General features: G+C 34.4%; 17 protein-coding genes, 1 tRNA gene and 1 riboswitch. Of the genes, 4 read left to right on the top strand and 14 right to left on the bottom strand.

Going from position 1 to position 16,918, the window contains the following annotated elements:
• Nucleotides 1–33: 33 nt before the first annotated feature.
• Both treC and treP read right to left on the bottom strand, forming a co-directional pair.
• Complete coding sequence (treC, locus tag BHU61_RS11520; RefSeq protein WP_111717001.1) at nt 34–1,671, bottom strand: alpha,alpha-phosphotrehalase; 1,638 nt, start codon at nt 1,669–1,671, stop codon at nt 34–36.
• Between the two features lie 97 nt (nt 1,672–1,768).
• Nucleotides 1,769–3,241, bottom strand: a complete 1,473-nt coding sequence (gene treP / locus BHU61_RS11515) for a PTS system trehalose-specific EIIBC component (protein WP_111717000.1) — start codon at nt 3,239–3,241, stop codon at nt 1,769–1,771.
• A gap of 180 nt (nt 3,242–3,421) precedes the next feature.
• On the opposite strand from treP, the gene BHU61_RS11510 reads away from it, so the two are divergent.
• Nucleotides 3,422–4,150: a serine hydrolase gene (locus BHU61_RS11510; protein WP_111716998.1), complete on the top strand. Its 729-nt coding sequence runs from the start codon at nt 3,422–3,424 to the stop codon at nt 4,148–4,150.
• Here BHU61_RS11510 and BHU61_RS11505 read toward each other — a convergent pair.
• The 4 genes from BHU61_RS11505 to BHU61_RS11490 all read right to left on the bottom strand — a co-directional run bounded on the left by BHU61_RS11505 (nt 4,129) and on the right by BHU61_RS11490 (nt 6,768).
• Nucleotides 4,129–5,037, bottom strand: a complete 909-nt coding sequence (locus BHU61_RS11505; RefSeq protein ID WP_111716997.1) for a C40 family peptidase — start codon at nt 5,035–5,037, stop codon at nt 4,129–4,131. The two genes, BHU61_RS11510 and BHU61_RS11505, sit on opposite strands and share 22 nt — an antisense overlap.
• Entirely contained in the window at nt 5,021–6,118 is a 1,098-nt protein-coding gene (locus tag BHU61_RS11500; protein ID WP_111716995.1) for a dipeptide epimerase, read from the bottom strand. Before BHU61_RS11500 ends, BHU61_RS11505 begins: the two co-directional genes overlap by 17 nt.
• A 115-nt stretch (nt 6,119–6,233) precedes the next feature.
• Nucleotides 6,234–6,326, bottom strand: a tRNA-Ser gene (locus tag BHU61_RS11495).
• 73 nt (nt 6,327–6,399) lie between these two features.
• Nucleotides 6,400–6,768: a nuclear transport factor 2 family protein gene (locus BHU61_RS11490; RefSeq protein WP_111716993.1), complete on the bottom strand. Its 369-nt coding sequence runs from the start codon at nt 6,766–6,768 to the stop codon at nt 6,400–6,402.
• A 507-nt stretch (nt 6,769–7,275) separates the two neighbouring features.
• Between BHU61_RS11490 and spn the strand changes: the two genes are divergently transcribed.
• Nucleotides 7,276–7,584, top strand: a complete 309-nt coding sequence (gene spn / locus BHU61_RS11485) for an SPIN family peroxidase inhibitor (protein ID WP_111716991.1) — start codon at nt 7,276–7,278, stop codon at nt 7,582–7,584.
• A 53-nt stretch (nt 7,585–7,637) separates the two neighbouring features.
• Here the strand turns inward: spn and guaA are convergent, their stop codons facing one another.
• The 4 genes from guaA to xpt all read right to left on the bottom strand — a co-directional run bounded on the left by guaA (nt 7,638) and on the right by xpt (nt 12,602).
• Nucleotides 7,638–9,179: a glutamine-hydrolyzing GMP synthase gene (guaA, locus tag BHU61_RS11480; protein ID WP_111716989.1), complete on the bottom strand. Its 1,542-nt coding sequence runs from the start codon at nt 9,177–9,179 to the stop codon at nt 7,638–7,640.
• Between the two features lie 63 nt (nt 9,180–9,242).
• Nucleotides 9,243–10,712, bottom strand: coding sequence for an IMP dehydrogenase (guaB, locus tag BHU61_RS11475; RefSeq protein ID WP_099581613.1), 1,470 nt, complete (start codon nt 10,710–10,712; stop codon nt 9,243–9,245).
• Between the two features lie 44 nt (nt 10,713–10,756).
• Complete coding sequence (locus BHU61_RS11470; protein WP_111716987.1) at nt 10,757–12,025, bottom strand: nucleobase:cation symporter-2 family protein; 1,269 nt, start codon at nt 12,023–12,025, stop codon at nt 10,757–10,759.
• A 1-nt stretch (nt 12,026) separates the two neighbouring features.
• Nucleotides 12,027–12,602, bottom strand: a complete 576-nt coding sequence (gene xpt / locus BHU61_RS11465) for a xanthine phosphoribosyltransferase (RefSeq protein WP_111716985.1) — start codon at nt 12,600–12,602, stop codon at nt 12,027–12,029.
• Between the two features lie 98 nt (nt 12,603–12,700).
• Nucleotides 12,701–12,802, bottom strand: a riboswitch (purine riboswitch).
• A 369-nt stretch (nt 12,803–13,171) separates the two neighbouring features.
• Between xpt and BHU61_RS11460 the strand changes: the two genes are divergently transcribed.
• Together BHU61_RS11460 and BHU61_RS11455 are read left to right on the top strand one after the other, a co-directional pair.
• Nucleotides 13,172–14,191: a YsnF/AvaK domain-containing protein gene (locus tag BHU61_RS11460; protein ID WP_111716983.1), complete on the top strand. Its 1,020-nt coding sequence runs from the start codon at nt 13,172–13,174 to the stop codon at nt 14,189–14,191.
• Between the two features lie 128 nt (nt 14,192–14,319).
• The gene (locus BHU61_RS11455; RefSeq protein ID WP_111716981.1) at nt 14,320–14,928 is read left to right on the top strand and encodes a GNAT family N-acetyltransferase; all 609 of its coding nucleotides are present in this window, start codon (nt 14,320–14,322) and stop codon (nt 14,926–14,928) included.
• 61 nt (nt 14,929–14,989) lie between these two features.
• On the opposite strand, the gene BHU61_RS11450 is transcribed toward BHU61_RS11455, so the two are convergent.
• The 4 genes from BHU61_RS11450 to rpsF form a co-directional block, all read right to left on the bottom strand.
• Entirely contained in the window at nt 14,990–15,538 is a 549-nt protein-coding gene (locus BHU61_RS11450; RefSeq protein WP_111716979.1) for a YfbU family protein, read from the bottom strand.
• Between the two features lie 230 nt (nt 15,539–15,768).
• A complete protein-coding gene (gene rpsR / locus BHU61_RS11445; RefSeq protein ID WP_096077771.1) occupies nt 15,769–16,011 on the bottom strand; it encodes a 30S ribosomal protein S18 in 243 nt (80 codons plus the stop codon).
• A 33-nt stretch (nt 16,012–16,044) separates the two neighbouring features.
• Complete coding sequence (gene ssb, locus BHU61_RS11440) at nt 16,045–16,575, bottom strand: single-stranded DNA-binding protein (RefSeq protein WP_099581623.1); 531 nt, start codon at nt 16,573–16,575, stop codon at nt 16,045–16,047.
• Nucleotides 16,576–16,599: 24 nt separating this feature from the next.
• Nucleotides 16,600–16,890: a 30S ribosomal protein S6 gene (rpsF, locus tag BHU61_RS11435; protein WP_096077769.1), complete on the bottom strand. Its 291-nt coding sequence runs from the start codon at nt 16,888–16,890 to the stop codon at nt 16,600–16,602.
• Between the last annotated feature and the right edge of the window lie 28 nt (nt 16,891–16,918).

The following is a 16,918-nucleotide window of genomic DNA, read 5'->3' as shown; positions in this document are numbered from 1 at the left end:
TATGAATCAATTAGCATCAAAAAATCGGAAAGTTTATCGAAGAATAGAGATTGCTTGATAAGGTTCCAGTACATTTGAATGATATGTTCCATTGTTGATTAAGATGCTACCTTCAATATCTATTGAAGATGGCACATCAACCGGTTCATCTGTAAAGTTCGCTAATACAAGGATAGACTTATCATCAAGCTTTCTTTCATACGCAAAAATTTGCGGATGATCTTCTAATAAAGGTTTCACCTCTCCGTATGTGATAATATCTAAGTTATGTCTTAATTCAATTAACTTTTGATACGTATAAAATACAGAGTTTTTATCTGCTAGTGCTTGTTTTACATTGATTTGTTTATAATTTTTAGCCACATCAATCCAAGGTGTGCCAGTTGTGAATCCTGCATTTTCACTATCATCCCATTGTACCGGACTTCTTGAATTATCTCGTGATTTATCTTGTAATATATCTAATATTGCACCATTTGTAAACCCATTATCTGACATGATTTGATAGGCATTTGTAGACTCTATATCACGGTATTGACTAATATCGTCCAAATAAAGGTTGGTCATACCTATTTCTTCACCTTGATAAATATAAGGTGTACCTTGTAAGAAATGTAATGTTATCGCTAACATCTTCGCACTTTTTACACGACGCTCTTCAGTAGAATCATCTCCGAAACGGCTCACAACACGAGGTTGGTCATGATTACACCAGAAGATTGCGTTCCAGCCGCCACCTTTAGAAATACCAACTTGCCATTCGAATAAAATACGTTTCAATTCAATAAAATCAAACGGCATTTTAGTCCATTTTTCACCATCTTTATAATCTACTTTAAGATGATGGAAGTTAAAGACACTACTTAATTCATGACGATCTTCGCGCGTGTAGTTAATACAATGCTCTAAAGTCGTAGAACTCATTTCACCAACGGTCATAAATCCTTCTTTATCACCAAATGTATTGCGATTCATTTCATTTAAGAATTCGTGAACACGCGGACCATCTGTATAAAACTCTTTACCAATCTTATCAGAATCTTTATATTCCGCTTTAGAAATCAAATTGATTACATCAAAACGGAAACCATCCATACCAAAGTCAATCCAATAATTAATCATATCGTAAATTTCTTTACGCAACTTTTCATTTTCCCAGTTTAAATCAGCCTGAGTAACATCAAATAAGCGTAAATAATATTGATTCGTCACAGAATCTAACTGCCATGCATTACCACCAAACTTTGATTCCCAGTTTGTCGGAGGCTGTCCATCTTTCCCGTCTTTCCAAATATAATAATCGCGATATGGATTATCTTTAGATTTACGTGACTCAACAAACCAGTTATGTTCAGTACTCGTGTGATTGATAACAATATCAGACATGATCTTAATGCCACGTGCATGCGCTTCATCTAACAAACGCTTGAAGTCTTCTTTCGTACCGAAATCTGGATTAATCTCATAATAGTCGCTAATATCGTAACCATTATCATTCATTGGAGAACGATACACCGGCGTTAACCATAAATAATCTACACCAAGCGTCTTTAAATAATCTAACTTTTCAATAATACCGTTAATATCTCCCTGACCTTTGCCTGTCGTATCGTTAAATGACTTAGGATAAATTTGATATACAACCGACTTTCTCCAATCAGTAACTGCCATTATTAAAACTCCTAACGTTTTTTTTGATAATATAATTTTACAACGAACAACCTGTAAGTACAAGTTGTTCGTTGATTAATTTATTAACTATGAAATTTTATATATTTTTGTCTGATACGATAGGCTCCGCTACATCTTCACCCATCTTTTTCTTAGCGAAGTTTGAGAAGATTAATGTTAATACGATAGGTAAGACGATTGCAATAATCATACCAATTAAGAATGTCATTTGGAATTGAGATTGGATACTCATGATACCAGGCAATCCCCCTACTCCTACTTTACCTAACACTTGTTGTGAACCGAAGATTGCTCCTACTAAACCAGTCGTTAATACAGCTGCTATAAATGGGTATTTTAATGGAATGTTAACACCGAACATTGCAGGTTCTGTAACCCCTAACCAACCTGAGATACCAGAAGTTAATGCTAAACCTTCTTCTTTGACCATCTTTTTACGTTTGTATAAGAACCAAGCTGCAAATGCTGCCGAACCTTGAGAAATATTAGAGATTGCAAGGATTGGCCATAAGTATGTTCCGCCTAACGGAGAACTCATTAATTGGAAATCTACCGCTAAGAACATGTGATGTAAACCAGTAATTACAAGTGGGGCATATACTAATCCGTAAATTAATCCACCTAACCATCCAGCATTTTCAAAGATCATTTGAACAAAACCAGTGATTTGATTACCTAACCAGAAAGCAACTGGCCCAATGATAATGAATGATAAGAAACCTACTAATAATAATGCAACTGGTCCTACAACTAACATCTTAATAGAATCATGAACACGTTTATTCAAGAATCGTTCAACTTGAGCTAAACACCAAGTTGCGATTAAGATTGGTAATACTTGTGCTGCGTAGTTTAATTGTTGAACTTTTAATCCAAATACGTCCCACGTTGGGATTTCATTTAATTTACCAGTTTCAGCGTCTGCTAAACCGTATTGTGATGCTAGAGCTGGGTTAACCAACACTAAACCTAATACTAAACCTAAAATTGGACTACCACCAAACACACGCATCGCGCTCCAACCAATTAATGCAGGTAAGAAGTGGAATGGTGTTACAGCAATTAATTTAATAATTTCTGCTATACCTTTAAATTGTGGAAATACATCTACTACAGATTTTTTATCGTAAAACACACCTGGATCAAGTAATAAATTAGAAAGACCTAATAATAAACCGGCTGTTACGATTGCAGGTAATAATGGAATAAATACATCACCTAACGTTTTAATCGCACGTTGTAACGGGTTCATCTTTTCTGCTGCTGCTGCTTTTACATCGTCTTTTGAACTTTCACCGATCCCTGTTTCATCAACGAATACTTTGTAAGCTTCATCAACTGTACCTGGTCCAATTACGATTTGGAACTGGTTATTCGCCGCAAAAGATCCTTTTACTAAATTAATTTTATCTAAAGCTGCCTTATCTACTTTTGATTCATCTTTTAATGCTAAACGTAATCTTGTAACACAGTGCGTTGCTGCTGATACGTTATCCTTACCACCAATTGCACCAATAATGTCTTTTACTTCTTGTCTGTTGACTGCCATTCTGGTCAACTCCTTTGTTTTAATATGCATTCATTGTACACTGTCTATACAAGTATGTAAAGGTTTTCTGAAAAGGTTTTCAACATTAAAATTTTTATTTAAATATTATTTTTTTACACATTTTATCTTTATAAAGTTGTATTATATTGATATACAAGCAACGAAGGGGATGTGAAATATATGGAAAATAATCCAGTATTATTGCAGCATAATAATTTCAGCAGCACTTTAATGTCATTGAACGGTGATATAGTGTACAAATCAAATGAGAAGCAGGTTTATCCCTCTGCAAGTTTAATCAAATTACCAATCATGTTATATATCTTCGATCAGCGTTTGCATGATTTAGAGACAATCATTCCAATCGATGAAAAAGTGGAAGGTGCTGGTGTTTCTCCTTATTTATCACAAACTGAATATACTGTTCACGATTTAGTTACGTTAATGATTATTGTGAGTGATAATCGTGCAACAAATACATTGATTGAATGGATTGGCATGGATACTTTAAATGCATATTTCCTGCGCAATAATCTTGGTGATACGAAACTGCAAAGAAAGATGATGGATACAGAGCGTCGCGCACTTGGATATGATAACTTTACATCTGCACACGATATATTCCAAACGCTGTCACTCATAAAATCCCATGAACAATTTAAAGCGATGTTTCAAATTATGAAACAGCAACTTTTAAAAGATAAGACTTTGATGTATTTAACAGATGAAACAATAGAATTTGGAACAAAAACAGGTGACTTCGATAATGTGCATCACGATGCAGGGATTGTTCGATTTCAAGATAACGAAATTATCTTCGTTGTCTTAACAGATTATGATGATGCACAATTCATTCATCAGGCATTCCATGACCTAGGTTTATACTTTCAATCATTAATAAAGTCATAGACACGGCTTGCACCCACATATATATCTGAGTATAAACCAGATTCAATTGTTCTTTCTTCAATTGCGTTCGGTGTATTCGGTGAATGAATCATAAACCCGCTGCCAATATAAATGCCGATATGCGATATTTTATCGATATCTTTAACATCAGAGAAATATACTAAGTCTCCTGGTATTAAATCTTGTTTATCGATTGCTTTCGTTGCTAAATATTGTTCATGTGCATCTCGTGGTAAGGTAAAACCAAGATGACGATACATATGATAAACAAAGCCTGAACAATCATAACCGTAACTAGACATGCCACCCCACAAGTAACCTAGATCAACATACATTGAAGATGCTCGATACAGTTCGCGAAAACTTGGGTTCTGCTCAGGAACCCTATGTTGCTGTATTGCGATGGCATCTTTTTTTAGTTTTAATTGACCGTCCGGACTATTAACATATACATCATCATCTTCTATGTAGTTAATAGGTAATGTTGTGTTGAATGATAGCACATAGAAAGGCATATCTTCTTTATAGCTTAATGTCTTCGGCACAATAACACGTGCATATTGAATATTATCTGTTACTTCTATTTCACCAATATGAGATTTTGGAATAAATCCAGGATAACCACGACTATCACTTTCTGATCCTTGTTCCACACACACAACTTTACACCATTCATCACTCTCTTCAATCACTTCAAGCGGCTCTCCGTACAAAAGTTGCGTATCAATTCTAGAATCATCACAAAACGATAATTTCTGTTCTAAATTTAATTTGAGTAACCACTTTTGAATGTTTACTGGATAATCCGTTGCCTCAGAATCGATATCTCTAGCTTTACCTATACTACGCCATACTGTACTTACCGGTACATTACAAACTTTCTGCATCTCTTAACGCCTCCAATAGTTTTTCATTATCGATACCTAAACCGTTTCCTTCACTCAAACTTACTTTCGGTCCATCATATGTGATACCGCCTGAGATTGTTTTTTCTTCCAACATAAAAGGTGCATCAAAATCTACTTTTTCTATATTAAGCGCGAGCGCTAAGTGCATTGCTGCTGTAAGTGCTATATGTGACTCCATCATCGATCCAAGCATACACTGAATACCTTTAGCTCGTGCCACTTGATGAATCTGAAGTGCACCGTATATACCTCCTGACTTCATGAGCTTAATATTAAACCACGATACACCACCAAGCTTTGCGATTAACGCTGCATCATAGACATCAAACAAACTTTCATCTGCCATAATGTGTATATCACTTGATTGTGCTATATTAGACATCTCTAAATAATCTTTTCTATACATCGGCTGCTCAATACAATCTACTTCAATATGTTCATACTTTAAATAATCAATGAAACGGGAAGTATCCTCTTTACTCCATCCCTGATTTGCATCAATCGCTAACTTTAAATCTGGCACTACATCGCGAATAGCATGTATCCTCGCCATATCTAGATCGACATCATTACCAAGCTTCACTTTTAAAGATTCGAATTTTTCTTCAGCATACATAACAGCATCATGCGTCATTTCTCCTACACCATTCAAACTTACAGTATGACTTGTAGTTAATTTATGTGCACTAGCACTTTTGTTTAAATATTGATAGAGTGGTAAATTTGCTTCTTTTGCCAGCAAATCATAAATTGCCATGTCCAGTGCCGCTTTAGCACTCGTATTATTTACAATACCTTTCTGTATTATTGGCAATAAATCTGTCGATACTTTTTGTTCAACGAGTTTTGGTCTTAAATACTGTATCGCTGCGACAATACTTTGAACCGTATCACCGGTAATAACAGGAGTAGGTACCGCTTCTCCTACTCCTACCAACCCAATATCAGTTTTAATAAACACAATGATACTTTCAATCACATCTGTTTCACGAAGTGCAGTTTTGAACGGCTTTTTGAGCTTTGAAATTTGTCGTTTAATATCGATATCTTCAATAATCATCCCATCACCTCATAAATTTTCTGAATATTCTATAATTATATCAGAATATAAAAAAATGACTCAAAATTTATTGAGTCATTTAATATATATAAAAAGATGTAATTAGTCTAAATAATGGCGGAGGAAGAGGGATTCGAACCCCCGCGAGCCGTTAAGCCCCTGTCGGTTTTCAAGACCGATCCCTTCAGCCGGACTTGGGTATTCCTCCAAATAAGACAATATCAATCTTATAATAAACTCATAATACTGTCAATAATATTTACTAAGAAATATTAAAAAAATTAATATGTAGAGGCTTCAACGTGTGAAATCTTCCAATCCTTTTCAAATTTCACCATACTCATCGTTAATTCAAGCGGCCATGTATTTCTTGAGCCATATATTCTTGCATCTACTTTATTTTGTGCTACCAATGTCGCTTTTTTCTCTTTTAATATAATTTCGATATTTTCTTCTTTTGTAGAATAATATTTCATCGACTCATCTTCTATCGCTTGTAACCATTCTCTTTTCGGCTGCCTGACACCTGTCATATGTACTAATACACTACCATCCATCATTAAATTATCAATTGTTTCAGTATCTCTTTCAATCATTGCTTCATACAACTTTTTATATACCGTATAAACTTCTTGTTCAGGAGTATCCATAACATCGCCCCAATCATTTCTTTTATAATTCTTATACCCCGAACATTTATACGTTACTCTATATATTTTGTTTTCATTTAAAAATTTATATTTTTTAATTATTCTAAAGATGAAATTTCACAATATAAATAAAAGAAGATGAGATTTAGAATCCCACCTTCCACCAAATTATATTAAGTTGTAAGTCGCTATTCTTCTGTTTGAATGTCTGTGGCAATTTCATTAATCGCTTCAGCACATAACACTGTACCGTAAGCAATTGCAGATGCACCAATTACTTTAAAGATACCGTTCATTTCAATCACTCCTCTAATAAATATAACGATTGGCTGAAATTACTTTAGTTCTCACAGTCAATATCAACTGTATTTTCTCTTTACCCCCTCTTCTATTATCGAAACAAATTGCTTAACTAAATCTCAATAATTCTTAAAAGCCGTTCATAATCCACTTTTAAAAAATAAATCGTGCTAACATGTATGCATCAACTACAAAGGAGTGTTTTATATGAAATTTAAACATATTGTAATCGCAACAGTTGCAACAAGTGCATTATTTATAGGGGACGTTACTGTACATCAAGCTGAGGCAAGTGTCATTCAACAGAACGGTATAATATTGCATGATGATTCTAAGATGCTTGAGCACGAAGTGACATATATCGATTATTTAGTGAACCCTAACACAGATCAAGAAACTAAAGAGAGATTAGAGCAATACTTTGCGAATCAGGGTTTAAATAGTGTTGCTGAGATTGTATCGAAAGCAAAGCAAGATGGATTTGATGTGACTAAGTACGAATATTTACTGCATTAATGACAAAAGACCCTACAACCATTGTGGCTGTAAGGTCTCTTAAATTTATTATTCTATTCCCACTCAATCGTACTTGGGGGCTTAGATGTAATATCATAAACAACACGGTTAACGTGTGCTACTTCGTTTACGATACGACTAGATACTTTTTGAAGTACTTCCCAATCGATTCTAGCGAAGTCACTTGTCATACCATCGATACTTGTTACGGCACGTACACCAACTGTATAGTCATATGTTCTATAATCTCCCATAACACCTACTGAACGGATGTCAGGTAATACAGTGAAGTATTGCCAGATATCTCTTTCAAGACCTTCTTCAGCTATTACCTCTCTTAAAATCGCATCAGATTCACGTACGATTTCAAGCTTTTCTTCAGTAATTTCACCTAATACACGGATACCAAGACCCGGACCAGGGAATGGTTGACGCCATACTAAATGTTCAGGGATTCCTAATTCAATACCTAACGCACGTACTTCGTCTTTAAATAATGTATTGATTGGTTCAATTAACTCAAACTGCATGTCTTCCGGTAATCCACCTACGTTGTGGTGTGATTTAATCGTTTGTGCAGTCTTTGTACCTGATTCAATGATATCTGTATAAAGTGTACCTTGTGCTAAGAAATCCACACCTTCAAGTTTCGATGCTTCATCATCAAATACATATACAAATTCATTACCGATGATTTTACGCTTTTGTTCTGGATCAGATACACCTGTTAATTTACTCATAAAGCGTTCTTTCGCATCTACACGAATAATATTCATGTTGAATCCTTCACCAAACTGCTTCATAACCATATCGCCTTCGCCTTTACGAAGTAAACCATGATCGACGAAGATACATGTTAACTGATCTCCAATTGCTTTATGGATTAATACTGCAACTACTGATGAATCTACGCCACCACTCATCGCACATAATACTTTTTTATCTCCGACTTTTTCACGAATCTTCTCGATTTCGATATCGATGAAGTTCTCCATTGTCCATTCACCTGTACACTTACAGATTTCACGGATAAAGTTACGTAATAAGTCATTACCGTATTCTGAATGACGTACTTCCGGATGGAATTGAACTCCATATAAATTACTTTCAGCATTCTCAATCGCTGCGTATTTACAACTTGGAGAATTTGCGATCATTCTGAATCCTTCAGGAATATTAATTACTTTATCACTATGACTCATCCAGACAGTTTGTTCTTCTGGTAATTTTGTAAATAGTGAGTGTGTTTCTGCAGTAATGATTGCTTTACCGTATTCACGTTCATTGGCACGTTCTACAGTTCCGCCTAATAATTTTGTCATTAACTGCATGCCATAACAAATACCTAACACAGGTACACCTAAATTAAAGATTTCAGGGTCAACTGTAAATGAGCCTTCTTCATAAACTGAATTTGGTCCACCAGAAAGAATAATACCTTTTGGATTCATCTTTTTAATTTCTTCGATTGAAATTTCATGATCGTGAAGTTCTGAATAAACACCCATCTCACGTATACGACGTGTGATTAACTGATTATACTGACTTCCAAAATCAAGAACTAATATAAGTTCCTGTTCAAATGCCATTTCCATAGTTTGTTCTCCTTTTAGTTAAGTTAAGTTTATTATAATGTAATTTGTCGTTTGAAGATATTCTTACATTGAATAGTTTGGAGATTCTTTCGTAATTTGAACGTCATGTGGATGACTTTCGATTAATCCAGCACCTGTCATACGAATAAACATTGCTTCTTCACGTAAAGCTTCTAAATCTTTTGAACCAGTATAACCCATACCGCTTCTTAAACCGCCCATTAATTGGTATACAGTGTCTTGTAATGCACCTTTATATGCGATACGTCCTTCAATACCTTCTGGTACAAATTTCTTCGCATCTTTATCTTCCTGGAAGTAACGGTCTTTAGAACCTTTTTCCATCGCGCCAAGTGACCCCATGCCACGATATACTTTGTATTGACGGCCCTGGAAGATTTCAGTATCCCCAGGTGATTCAGTCGTACCTGCAAGTAATGATCCTAACATTACTGCATGTCCACCGGCAGCTAATGCTTTCGCGATATCTCCAGAGAATTTAATACCACCATCTGCAATAATTGCTTTTCCATGTTTCTTCGCTTCTGTTGCTGCATCATAGATTGCCGTAATTTGTGGTACACCAACACCAGCTACAACACGTGTTGTACAAATTGAACCTGGTCCAATACCAACTTTAACAACATCCGCGCCTGCTTCGATTAATGCACGTGTGCCTTCAGCTGTGGCAACGTTACCTGCAATTAAAGTTACTTCAGGGAAATGCTTCTTAAGTTCAGAAACCATCTCTAGTACACCTTTAGAATGACCATGTGCTGTATCGATAACTAACGCATCTGTTCCTGCTTCAACAAGTTTTGTCGCACGAGTAATCGTGTCTTTAGCAATACCAACCGCTGCTGCTACTAATAAACGTCCGTGTTCATCTTTTGCAGCATTTGGGAATTCAATAACTTTCTCAATATCCTTAATTGTGATTAAACCTTTTAAATGACCTGTTTCATCAACAATCGGTAACTTTTCGATTTTATGCTGCTGTAACATCTTTTCAGCTTGTTCTAACGTTGTTCCTACAGGTGCAGTTACAAGGTTTTCACTTGTCATTACATCTGAGATTTTAATTGAATAATCTTCAATGAAACGAAGATCACGGTTTGTTAAGATTCCTACAAGTTTCATTTCTTCTTCGCTATTAACGATAGGCACACCAGAAATACGGTACTTACCCATTAGATGTTCTGCAGCGAATACTTGTTCATCTGGTGTTAAATAGAAGGGATTTGTGATAACACCATTTTCTGAACGTTTAACCTTTTGAACTTCGTCAGCTTGTTGCTCGATACTCATATTCTTATGAATTACACCAAGACCACCTTGACGTGCCATTGCAATTGCCATCTTTGCTTCTGTAACTGTATCCATACCTGCTGATAACACTGGAATCTTTAAGTTTAAACGCTCTGATAAAGAAACGCTTAAATCTACAGTGTGTGGTAATACTTCTGAATGACCTGGCACTAATAATACATCATCAAATGTTAAACCTTCTTTTTGAAACTTGTTTTCCCACATAATTAACTTGACCTCCATATATTTTTAAAATTTTAGTAGTTCTATTATTTCACATTTTCACGTATTTGTTTATCATTTAATCCATTAAAAAATAAATTAAGGATAATAGCAGTAAACGTACCAATAACAATCCCATTTTGTGTCAACCATTCATAGTCACTACCAAACTTGCTGAAAGCTTCCGGTACTGTTGTTATACCTAATCCGATACCAACAGATACTGCAATGATTAATAGATTATCTTGTCTTGTGAAATCAATAGCACCTAGCATCTTTACACCATATGCCATGACCATACCGAACATTGCAATCATTGCCCCACCTAGAACAGATGTCGGGATAATCGTCGCAATTGCACCAAGTTTCGGAATCGATCCACATAACAATAATAAACCGACCATGCCATACATCACTTTATTTGATTTCACACCTGATAATGAAACGAGTCCTACGTTTTGTGAATATGCTGTATACGGAAATGCGTTGAAGATAGAACCTAATACAATTGCAATTCCTTCTGCACGATAGCCTTTTGAAATATCTTTTCTATCAATCTTTGTTTTTGTAATTTCACTCAGTGCAGAATAAACCCCTGTTGATTCGATCAAACTGACAATCCCTACAATAACAAATAATAAAATTGAGCCTATTTCAAATTTAAATCCTGCAAATCTAAATGGTTTCGGTAATTCGAACCATTGCGATTCATGTACGGCATTTAAATTTACTAATCCAAAGAATGAAGCAATTACTGTACCGATGACTAAACCGAGTAATATCGCGATTGAACGGATAAATCCAGTAGATAATCTATGAATAACTAATATAATGATTAAAGTGATTAAACCTAACAAAATATTAAGCGGTGCACCAAAGTCTTTACTACCTTGACCCCCTGCAAGGTTATTCATCGCTACCGGCATTAACGTAATCCCAATAATCGTTACAACACTACCTGTTACTACTGGCGGGAATATCTTTACCAGGTATGAAAAGAACGGTGAAATAAGTACGATAATAATCCCTGAAGCAAAGAGTGATCCATAAAGGACATCTATTCCGTGTTTTGAACCTACCATTATCATTGGGGTTACGGCAGTAAAGGTACATCCAAGTACTACAGGTAAGCCAATCCCGATACCTTTATATACTTGAAGGAATGTAGCAACACCACACATAAAGATATCGACAGAAACTAAATATGCCGTTTCTTGTGCACTAAATCCTAATGCATGCCCGACGATGATTGGAACAATAATTGCACCGGCATACATTGCAAGCAAATGCTGAACACTTAATAATAAATTTTTCATCTTATTCGCCTACCAATGTTACTTGATTATTATCTAAAGAAGCGATTCTACATAAACTTGTGACACTTAATCCTTTATCTATTAGTCTTTGGTATCCTTTTTGGAAGCTTTTTTCAACTACGATACCAATACCCACGCAACTTGCCCCTGCTTGATCTACTAAATCATATAATCCGAGTGCCGCCTCACCATTTGCTAAGAAATCATCAATGATTAATACTCGGTCATTTTCATTTAAAAACTTTTTAGAGATAATAACATGATTCGTTTTATTCTTCGTATAAGAATGAATATCAGTCTGATAAACTTCTTCTGTTAAAGTACTAGGCTGTGCCTTTTTTGCAAATAAACAAGGAACATCAAAATGCAATGCAGCCATAATAGCTGGTGCAATACCTGATGCTTCGATCGTCAGGATTTTTGTAACATTCTCATCTTTGTACGTTTCATAGAACGTTTTACCGATTTCATGCATCAGTTTAGCATCAATTTGATGGTTCAAAAATGAATCAACCTTCAAAATTCCTCCATCAATTACTACACCGTCTTCTTTAACTTTTTGTTGTAATAATTCCATAATGACCTCCATCACTTTATTAAAAATTGAAAAAGAATATAAAAAAAACTCATCTTAAATAAAATTTAAGATGAGTAATACGTGTATTTATATAAATAAATACAACTTTTATTACTCATAGTCACATCATTTACGGTAATGTGGTAGAAACGCTAAAGCCATATCCTTTAATTTATATGAGTTATTCTTATTAATAATATTTTATAGATAATATCAAAATTATGAGCAATTAGCAATACCACTTCAAAATGACGCATTATTCAAAATAATCAGTATTTATTTATATTGGATTAGTTATTTTATTTAATGTTTTAAATGGTCATATAACCGTGTTAACTATGAAATTCCCACTAAAACTTAATATTTTTTAAAAGATTTTTAATTTTTTCGTTAATTTTTTTATGAAAAAAGTATGCTTTTCTTCTATATATATGTCATTTATAATTCTCTAAATTTAGAAAAAATTCTTTTTTATTTGTGTTTACCTTTTAAGTTCACGGGTATCTATTTAGCATAACAACAAAACAACAGTCATCAAGCAACGACAATACAAACAATTTGGAGGTACGATGAAAATGAGAAACTTAGAAACATTTTTAAATGAAGAAAGTTTATTACGTAGAATCGACCAACTAAAATCACAAGGTATTGCAGAGCATGACTTACATGTCATTTCTAAAAACAAATTAGATGGTTCAGCTTTAGATTACACAGATGTACAATTTAAAGATGCTGAAGGTTCTTTCGGTGATAAAGTAGCAGCATTCTTCACTGGAGAAGACCCACAACATCGAGTGTTTGACAAATTAGAATTAAGTGAATCAGAACGTGTCGAGTATGATAATGCTGTAGACAGCGGAAAAATCTTATTATATGTAGATAATGATGCTTACACTACAGATGAAGGCGACACATTAAGACACAACGATGTTCCAGGTCACCTTAATGAAACTGACCATACTGGTCTTGGGTATGCAGCAAGTACAAATACTGAGACTGATGCACAATATGCTGAGAAACACAGAACAAACAACTTAAACAATGGAGAGGAAGTAGTAAATATGAATAACAATAACAATTACAATAACAGTGGATTAAGCTATGAAGAGTACAACAACTTATCAAGAGAAGAGCGTTTAAACTATTTAGATAGCGATTTAAGAGACCGTAACGACATTTCAGATGACGAAAAAATTCAATTACACGAAGAACGTTTACGTGTTAACAAAGATGTAGTTCAATCTGGTGAAGTTACAATTGACAAAAATGTAGTATCTGAGCGTCAAGAATTTGATGTACCAGTATCTCACGATGAAGTTACAATCGAACGTCGTAAAGTTAACGAAACAGTAGCTGATGGTCACTTCGATAACGATTTAGACGAAGAAACTATCCGTGTCCCTTTAACTGAAGAACGCGTATCTATCGATAAAGAAAACGTAGTATCTGAAGAATTATTAATCAAGAAAAATCGTGTAACTGACACTGAACACGTTTCAGAAGAAGTTCGTCGTGAAGAAGTTGAAATCGACGATACAAATGCACACCGTCGTAATGATTTAGATAATGACTTAACTGACCGTCGTTAATTACAACAAATAAACCTTTAGAAAAGCCCTTCGGGGCTTTTCTTTTTTTATGTAGAATTTCTAAAAGTGCTTTAAATGAGATGAAGTGATATAATAAGAATATTAAATAATGTAAATGGAGTATTAAAATGAAATTTTTACATCTTACAGAACCGGATCATTATTTTCAGCAATGTATGGATTTATATAATGCTGAATTTGATTATGAAATCCGAGAACCTATTGAAGTATTTACACAATCTTTTAATGTTAAAAGAAAAGATGAAGAACGTTATCATTTTATCGCCGCTTATGAGGATGATACATTGTATGGGTTTATTGCATTCCATTTAGAAGTGACATATCGTATTGGCTACATCGTATATCTTGTTGTAAATCCAGAAGTACGTGGTAAACAAATAGCGCGTCAGCTTATGGATGAGGCTGAAGATATTATGGTGAAACTTTGTGAGAATAATGGTACTGTACTCGAACATATTATGCTCGAATGTGAAAAAGATGGCGATGGTAATAGCCCACTTGACTCATTTTATAAGAAATTTGGTTTTTCAAAAACAGACTTCAATTATCATCAACCCGGTCTACATGAAGACGATCCTGTACCAATGAATTTGTATTTAAAAACAAGCAATAAAACAGAGGCACGAACAGCAATCGAACATATTTATCGTGTTAAATATATTCAATGTAATAATATTGACCCTAAAACAATCGATCATTTATTAGCTGAAATGTAACAAGAGATATATAGACAACATCTATATATCTCTTATTTTTATTTTTTATGATTATGTATAGCTACTTTAATATTTTACATAGCACTTCAAATGAAAGGTACGAGTTTATTTTGTGATGCTCATAAACATCTAACATACCTTGATAAGCTTTGATGCTTAACGGTTTTTTTGGAAGCGTGCTAAATAGTGATAAATCTAGCTTTCCTTCATAATGGCGCATTTCATGAAGATAAAAGAATGCGTATAACTCGTAATCCGTTTCTTCGTTAAGATTAAATCCTAAGAAAGAAAAATAAGGATGCTCTTTTAATACTTCAACCTCACTTTTTGTAAGTGCCATATATGACTTTGTCATATGTGCATACATAGAAATTACTGCTTCCACAAATTCTGTTACATAAGAAGGTATTTTTTCATATTCTAATGCCAGTTCTTCCAGCAGAATATGATTTTGAGTGTCAAGACCATCTCTCACAATCTTCTGATGTAATCGATGCATTTCAGCATTAGGTGGATCAAGCTTTTCTAAGATTTGATAGATTTTGTACAAAATCAATCGGTTAAATGGATTCAATTCAAATGAATGATTTGTATCCAGCCAATTGTTCATATCGGTCAACCTCCCTCCTAAATTTTATGTAATTATCAAAAGATATTAATAATTACAAAATTTATTATATTTACTTTTTATAACAATTTCAACATTTTAATTGTAAAATGACACTACAATTTACATTAAATTTTTATAATAAATATGAATTAAATATAAATTTTTTGAATATTTGATGAACATAAAAAATAAGCTGCAATCCTAATGGATTGCAGCTTATAAATTATATCTTATTGCTCATCTTTAACATATGGTAATAATGCCATATGACGTGCACGTTTGATTGCTACAGTTAACATACGTTGGTATTTAGCTGAAGTTCCTGTTACACGACGTGGTAAAATTTTACCGCGTTCAGAAATGAATTTTTTAAGCATTTCTACTTCTTTATAGTCGATATGTGTAATTCCGTTTGCTGTGAAATAACAAACCTTTTTACGACGACGACCGCCTCTTCTTGGTCCACCTGCCATGATTGTTGCCTCCCTTACTTACAATTTTCTTTATTAGAACGGTAAATCATCATCACTAATATCAATCGGTCCAGTTGCATTTGCAAATGGATTCGTTGATGGTGCTGATGTATTAGACTGTTGTTGATTGTTGTTATTATAATTTGATTGATAATTTTGACCTTGAGATTGTTGTCCATAATCACCTTGATCATAACTTGAATAGTCTTGACTCGGGTCATTATTTGAACGGTTTTGATTTGCATTCTTCGGTTCTAAGAACTGTACTGAATCACAAATTACTTCCGTTACATATACTCTACGGCCTTCTTGATTATCATAACTACGTGATTGCAATCTGCCATCTACCCCAGCTAAACTACCTTTGTTTAAGAAGTTATTCACATTTTCTGCTTGTTTACGGAAAACGACACAATTGATAAAATCAGCTTGTCTCTCTCCTTGCGCATTTGTAAATGTGCGATTAACTGCTAATGTAAATGTAGCTACTGACACGCCTGATGGTGTGACTCTGTATTCTGGATCTTTTGTTAAACGACCTACTAATACAACTCGGTTAAGCAAATAAATCGCCCCCACATGTTAGGTTTATTTTTCTTCTTCGCGTATAACGATATGACGGATAATGTCATCGTTGATTTTTGCTAAACGATCGAATTCGTTTGTAGCAGCATCAGTTGAGTTTACTTTAACGATTTGGTAGAAACCTTCTTTAAAATCGTTGATTTCGTAAGCTAAACGACGTTTACCCCAATCCTTTGATTCGATGATTTCCGCTCCGTTAGAAGTAAGAATTTCTTCGAAACGCTCGATTAAAGCTTTCTTAGCATCTTCCTCAATGTTCGGACGTACGACATACATAATTTCGTATTTTCTCATCTTTTACACCTCCTTATGGTCTATGCGG

This window comes from Macrococcus epidermidis (assembly GCF_003259695.1).
Taxonomy (GTDB): Bacteria; Bacillota; Bacilli; order Staphylococcales; family Staphylococcaceae; genus Macrococcoides; species Macrococcoides epidermidis.
This window is presented reverse-complemented; position numbering and strand designations above follow the sequence as displayed.

Coding starts and splice junctions, on each gene's coding strand:
- treC (WP_111717001.1), bottom strand. CDS start 1,671: ATGGCAGTTACTGATTGGAGAAAGTCGGTTGTATATCAAATTTATCCT.
- treP (WP_111717000.1), bottom strand. CDS start 3,241: ATGGCAGTCAACAGACAAGAAGTAAAAGACATTATTGGTGCAATTGGT.
- BHU61_RS11510 (WP_111716998.1), top strand. CDS start 3,422: ATGGAAAATAATCCAGTATTATTGCAGCATAATAATTTCAGCAGCACT.
- BHU61_RS11505 (WP_111716997.1), bottom strand. CDS start 5,037: ATGCAGAAAGTTTGTAATGTACCGGTAAGTACAGTATGGCGTAGTATA.
- BHU61_RS11500 (WP_111716995.1), bottom strand. CDS start 6,118: ATGATTATTGAAGATATCGATATTAAACGACAAATTTCAAAGCTCAAA.
- BHU61_RS11490 (WP_111716993.1), bottom strand. CDS start 6,768: ATGGATACTCCTGAACAAGAAGTTTATACGGTATATAAAAAGTTGTAT.
- spn (WP_111716991.1), top strand. CDS start 7,276: ATGAAATTTAAACATATTGTAATCGCAACAGTTGCAACAAGTGCATTA.
- guaA (WP_111716989.1), bottom strand. CDS start 9,179: ATGGAAATGGCATTTGAACAGGAACTTATATTAGTTCTTGATTTTGGA.
- guaB (WP_099581613.1), bottom strand. CDS start 10,712: ATGTGGGAAAACAAGTTTCAAAAAGAAGGTTTAACATTTGATGATGTA.
- BHU61_RS11470 (WP_111716987.1), bottom strand. CDS start 12,025: ATGAAAAATTTATTATTAAGTGTTCAGCATTTGCTTGCAATGTATGCC.
- xpt (WP_111716985.1), bottom strand. CDS start 12,602: ATGGAATTATTACAACAAAAAGTTAAAGAAGACGGTGTAGTAATTGAT.
- BHU61_RS11460 (WP_111716983.1), top strand. CDS start 13,172: ATGAAAATGAGAAACTTAGAAACATTTTTAAATGAAGAAAGTTTATTA.
- BHU61_RS11455 (WP_111716981.1), top strand. CDS start 14,320: ATGAAATTTTTACATCTTACAGAACCGGATCATTATTTTCAGCAATGT.
- BHU61_RS11450 (WP_111716979.1), bottom strand. CDS start 15,538: ATGAACAATTGGCTGGATACAAATCATTCATTTGAATTGAATCCATTT.
- rpsR (WP_096077771.1), bottom strand. CDS start 16,011: ATGGCAGGTGGACCAAGAAGAGGCGGTCGTCGTCGTAAAAAGGTTTGT.
- rpsF (WP_096077769.1), bottom strand. CDS start 16,890: ATGAGAAAATACGAAATTATGTATGTCGTACGTCCGAACATTGAGGAA.